This window comes from Parasphingorhabdus sp., assembly GCF_036963705.1.
Classification (GTDB): Bacteria; Pseudomonadota; Alphaproteobacteria; order Sphingomonadales; family Sphingomonadaceae; genus Parasphingorhabdus.
In genome coordinates this window covers 1-4,799 of the sequence record NZ_JBALUT010000116.1, presented here as the reverse complement: position 1 = coordinate 4,799, position 4,799 = coordinate 1, and the positions used below count along the sequence as shown (strand labels likewise).

The window sequence follows — 4,799 nt, the reverse complement described above, 5'->3', positions numbered from 1 at the left end:
GGCAAAATGCCGGCTGGACGAAAATTTATACCGACGCCGGTCTCTACCCTTTGTGGTATTTGCCCGTGTCGTTTTTCCTCTATCTGTTCCTGCACGACACATGGTTTTACTGGACTCACCGGCTGTTTCACCGGCCGCAATGGTTCAAGGTCGCTCATGCGGTCCATCACGACAGCCGCCCGCCCACGGCCTGGGCGGCGATGAGTTTTCATCCGGTCGAGGCGATCAGCGGAGCGGTGGTGATCCCCGCTCTGGTCGTCGCGATACCGATTCACGTCGGCGTTTTGGGTTTGGTATTGCTGACCATGACGGTTATGGGCGTGTCCAATCATATGGGATGGGAGATGTTCCCGCGCTGGCTCGTTCAGGGTAGATTGGGGCGATGGCTGATAACCGCGACCCATCACGAGAAACATCATGAAAAATACAGAGGTAATTATGGGTTATATTTCCGCTTTTGGGACAAGATCTGCGGCACGGACATCGGCCTTGCCGATTCTGGGAGCAATTTCGGCGCTGGTCTTGGGCGCAAGCGCATCGGCAAGTGAAGCACCGGTTGCCACTGCACCGGTCGTCGCGGCTTCTGTCGATCTGGCCATCACCGGTTTGCGCTCCGACAAAGGCGATGTTCTGGTCTGTCTGAGCACGAACCCGGACTATTTCCCGGATTGCACCAAGGACAAAAAGGCCCGTAAACTGAAAATTGCGGCGGCTAAGGCCGAAACAATCAAGATCACCGGGGTAAAGCCCGGCACCTATGCCGTAGCGCTGATTCACGACGAAAATGCCAATGGGAAGATGGACCTGCGACTGTTCCTGCCACGCGAAGGCTTTGGCTTCTCGCGCAACCCAAAAATCGGCATGGGGCCGCCGAAATTCAAGTCTGCGCAGTTCACTCTTGGCGCGGACGATGTGCAATATGCAGTGCAAATGAAATATATCCTGTAATCGGGGCGAAGTTAACCGTTCACTAGGACTCTGGCGGCATTCTGCCGCAATAGTTCAGGAGTGGCGGAAATGTTTCAATCCAACCATGCATTTTTCAAGGCGGACGATAGTTCCGATCAGTCGCGACTGTCCGAAATTCTCGGTGCCTTTTCCTATGCGCTCGACCTGACCGAAGGCCAGCCTGCCGGTCACAGTATCCGGGCTTGCTGGATCGGCACGCAAGTAGCGATGGCGCTGGGACTGAACGGCGACGAGCTGCGCGATATATATTATGCGGTTCTGCTCAAGGACCTCGGCTGCAGCAGCAATGCCGCGCGGGTGACCGAGATGTTTGCCGGTGACGACCGCAAGCTGAAACATGATTTCAAACTGCTCGGCCCAAAGCCCGAAGATTTCGGCGCCTTTATTGCCAGCGAAGTCGGCGTGGGCAGAGACGCGGAAGTGCGAGAGCAAGCGCTGTGCAATCTTGCCGAAAATGGCGGCGAGATCATGACCGATATCATGGGAACCCGCTGCTCGCGTGGCGCTGATATTGCCCGTCAATTGCGTTTTTCAGAGGATGTTGCCCAGGCCATTGCCCATCTTGATGAACATTGGGACGGGACCGGACTGCCGCTTGGCATTGCCGGAGCCGATATCCATCTTGGTGGCCGCATCGCATTGTTGGCACAGGTCGCTGATGTATTCTACTCGGCAAAAGGTAAGGACGCAGCCATTGCCGAGGTCCGCTGTCGTGCGGGAAACTGGCTCGATCCGGAACTCTGCTCGATATTTGAAAGGCTATCCGACGCCAGCGGCTTCTGGGAAGAACTGGCGCTTGATGATCTGCCCCAGCAATTATGGGCGCTGGAGCCAGCGGCGCAATATGTTACCGTGGATGAGGACTATCTCGACGATATCAGCTTTGCCTTTGGCCGGGTGATCGATGCCAAAAGCCCCTATACCGCAGGCCATAGCGAACGGGTCGGGATGATTGCCGACAAGATTGCCGGGCATCTCGGCATGGACGATCAAAGCCGCCGCGTGCTTCGCCGCGCTGCGATCCTGCACGATGTCGGGAAACTGGGCGTAAGCAGCGCGATCCTGGAAAAACCGGGCAAGCTCGACGCCGAAGAATGGGCGATCATGCAAAGCCATGCGGCTCATACGACCAATATCCTCGGCCAGATCGGCGTGATGAGCGATATGGCGATGATTGCCGGCTCGCATCATGAACGACTTGATGGAAAGGGATATCCGCTGGGTCTCGACGAACGCAGCATCGCATTGGAATCGCGGATCATCACGGTCGCCGACATATATGATGCGCTGACCACCGATCGGCCTTATCGAACAGCGATGTCCACCGAAAAGGCGATGGCGATATTGCAAAGCGAAGTGGGCGTGGCGGTTGACCAGCGATGTTTTGAAGCGCTGAAGTTTTTGGTCGCCGAGGGGCAGCTGCAATAGAAGCGCTTTGCCATATGGAGCGTTGACGACTATATCGGGATGGAACCGTTTCGCCATCCGCGCGTAGGATCGTTGCGAAATCAAATGGGGAATTATCTTGAAAAATCTGAATATCCTGAGCCGTACTGCGTTAATCTCACTCGGCCTTGGGATGTCATCCCCGCTTCTGGCGCAGGAAGACCCGGCAGCGATGCCGGTCGAAAAATCTGTCTTCGACGGTGACTATGTGACCGCAGGCATCGGACTGGCGGTAGGACCGAGCTATGAGGGATCGGATGATTACACCGTCTCTCCGCTACCGGTGGTTCTCGGTAGCTTCGGCGGCATAGATTTTCAGCCGCGCGGTCCCGGTATCGCGCTCGATTTCATTCCCGACAAGAAAGGCGCGAAGCTCGACTTTATTTTTGGTCCCGTCGTTCGCGCCCGCTTTGATCGGCAGAACTCGATCAAGGACCCTGTGGTAAAGTCTCTGGGAGAACTGGACTTCGCGCTTGAAGTGGGTCCTTTTGCAGGAGTCCAGATCAATCGCGTGCTCCATGGCTATGACTCGCTCACCGCGCAGGTCGATGTCCGCTGGGACGTCGCAGGAGCCCATGAAGGCATGGTCGTCTTTCCTAGCGTAACCTATTTCACCCCGCTCAGCCGCGGCGTGATCACCAGCCTGGCGATCAGCGGCGAATATGTCGACGATGACTATGCCGATTATTATTTCAGCGTGTCTCCCGCAGGATCGGCGGCGAGCGGCCTACCGACCTTCACCGCTACCAGCGGCTGGAAAAATGTCGGGGCGACGATGCTGACCGCGGTCGATCTGGATGGCGACGCAACCAACGGCGGCTTCGGCCTGATTTTCCTCGGCAGCTATTCGCGCTTGCTCGGTGATCCAAAACGCTCGCCGGTCACCTCTATTCGCGGCAGCGCGAACCAGTGGTTCGGCGCGATCGGTGTTGGCTATACGTTCTGAACGCTTTCCGCGCTGGCCAGTCTCGCTCGCGGCTTGGAAACTTCCCTAGACCCGCAGTTCGCTTCCTCCTAATATCGTCCCAACCTCGGGGAGTCGCTTGACCGATAGATGTGCATATCGCCGTCCGACCCGCAGAGGCAGAACCGGCCCATTATGGAGGGATATGCCGGCAGAGAAAGAGCGGGCATCTGGCCATATCAGGCAGGCTCTTTCGCAATCACAGGATGAGGAGAGACGCGATGGGCAACGCAGGCAATATCACCGGATGGATCACCTTCTTCATTGGCCTCTACGCCATCGCAGCCGGAGCGGGTGAGTTTCGTCAGCCGGGCTATTGGGCGAAGATGGCGCAGGAAGTCCGGGCCAGCAGCGCATTGCAGTTTCTGACCGGTCTGCTGACTTTGGTGCTCGGCGCGACCGTCTATCTGGTCAACCCGTGGAACCCCGCTGATCTGCTGTCGATATTGATCACAGTGATCGGCGCGGGGATGTTTATCGAAGGGGCGTTGATCCTTGCTGCCGGTGACTGGTTCCTGAATTTCGCCGGCAAGCTGATCGGAAGCGGCAATCGTCTATGGGCCGGCTTTTCCATCATCCTCGGCCTCGCTGCCGTTTTCGCCGCGATAGTGCGGTTGCAAATGTAGAGCTGCTTCGGGCAATCGGACCCGTCGGCGATAATTTCGCCCAATGGGGAACATCAACTGGACTTGTGAAGCCGGTCGACTTACTGTGCGTCATCCCCGGGGAGCCAGCATCAGCTGGTTGAGAGCGAAAATATCCGCGACCCGTTGAACCTGATCCTGTTAACACAGGCGGAGGGAGGGAGCGGTTTTTGAAGAAGATCCCGCCCTCGTTCCGTTTACCAAAGGAACGATAGAACATGGCTGACATTCCCGCAAAAACCGAAATTGGTGTTACCACCGGCGCGATCAGTGGATCGAAAAAAGTCCATGTTGCGGCGCACAGCGGCTCCGGCATCCGCGTGGCGATGCGCGAGATCAGCCTCGAGGGCGGCGAAGCGCCGATCCGGGTCTATGACACGTCCGGCCCCTATACCGACCCCAATGCTCTGATCGACATCAACGCCGGCCTGCCGCAGCTGCGCCGCGAGTGGATCGAAGCGCGCGGAGATGTCGAAAGCTATGACGGCCGGGATATGCGCCCCGAAGACAATGGCCAGCTCGGCCCAGACCGCAGCGGCGGCGTCGATCCGTTTCCCCATGTTGTCAAACGTCCTCTGCGCGCCAAAGCGGGCAAGAACGTCAGCCAGATGCATTATGCGCGTCAGGGCATCATCACCCCCGAAATGGAATATGTCGCCGAGCGCGAAAATCTCGGGCGCGAGCGGCTCAAGGAATATAAGCGCGACGGCGAAAGCTTTGGCGCGTCGATCCCCGATTATGTCACTCCAGAGTTTGTGCGGGACGAGATTGCACGA

At 57.6% G+C, this 4,799-nt stretch carries 5 protein-coding genes, 1 pseudogene and 1 riboswitch; all 6 genes and pseudogenes read left to right on the top strand.

Annotation, left to right across the window (positions count from 1 at the left end; genetic code table 11):
• Window positions 1-548, top strand: a 548-nt coding sequence (locus V7680_RS14915; protein WP_335654053.1) for a sterol desaturase family protein, incomplete at its 5' end; no start/stop codon positions are given.
• Window positions 523-948, top strand: coding sequence for a DUF2141 domain-containing protein (locus tag V7680_RS14910; protein WP_335654052.1), 426 nt, complete (start codon window positions 523-525; stop codon window positions 946-948). The genes V7680_RS14915 and V7680_RS14910, both read left to right, overlap by 26 nt.
• A gap of 69 nt (window positions 949-1,017) precedes the next feature.
• Window positions 1,018-2,397, top strand: coding sequence for an HD-GYP domain-containing protein (locus V7680_RS14905; protein ID WP_335654051.1), 1,380 nt, complete (start codon window positions 1,018-1,020; stop codon window positions 2,395-2,397).
• Between the two features lie 97 nt (window positions 2,398-2,494).
• Window positions 2,495-3,361, top strand: a complete 867-nt coding sequence (locus V7680_RS14900; protein WP_335654050.1) for a MipA/OmpV family protein — start codon at window positions 2,495-2,497, stop codon at window positions 3,359-3,361.
• A 239-nt stretch (window positions 3,362-3,600) separates the two neighbouring features.
• Window positions 3,601-4,005, top strand: a complete 405-nt coding sequence (locus V7680_RS14895) for a hypothetical protein (RefSeq protein ID WP_335654049.1) — start codon at window positions 3,601-3,603, stop codon at window positions 4,003-4,005.
• Between the two features lie 87 nt (window positions 4,006-4,092).
• Window positions 4,093-4,199, top strand: a riboswitch (TPP riboswitch).
• 42 nt (window positions 4,200-4,241) lie between these two features.
• A pseudogene (locus V7680_RS14890) lies at window positions 4,242-4,799 on the top strand (phosphomethylpyrimidine synthase ThiC); the annotation flags it as partial.

Excerpts from the sequence above, each read along its gene's own strand:
- V7680_RS14905 (WP_335654051.1), top strand. The coding sequence starts at position 1,018 with ATGTTTCAATCCAACCATGCATTTTTCAAGGCGGACGATAGTTCCGAT.
- V7680_RS14895 (WP_335654049.1), top strand. The coding sequence starts at position 3,601 with ATGGGCAACGCAGGCAATATCACCGGATGGATCACCTTCTTCATTGGC.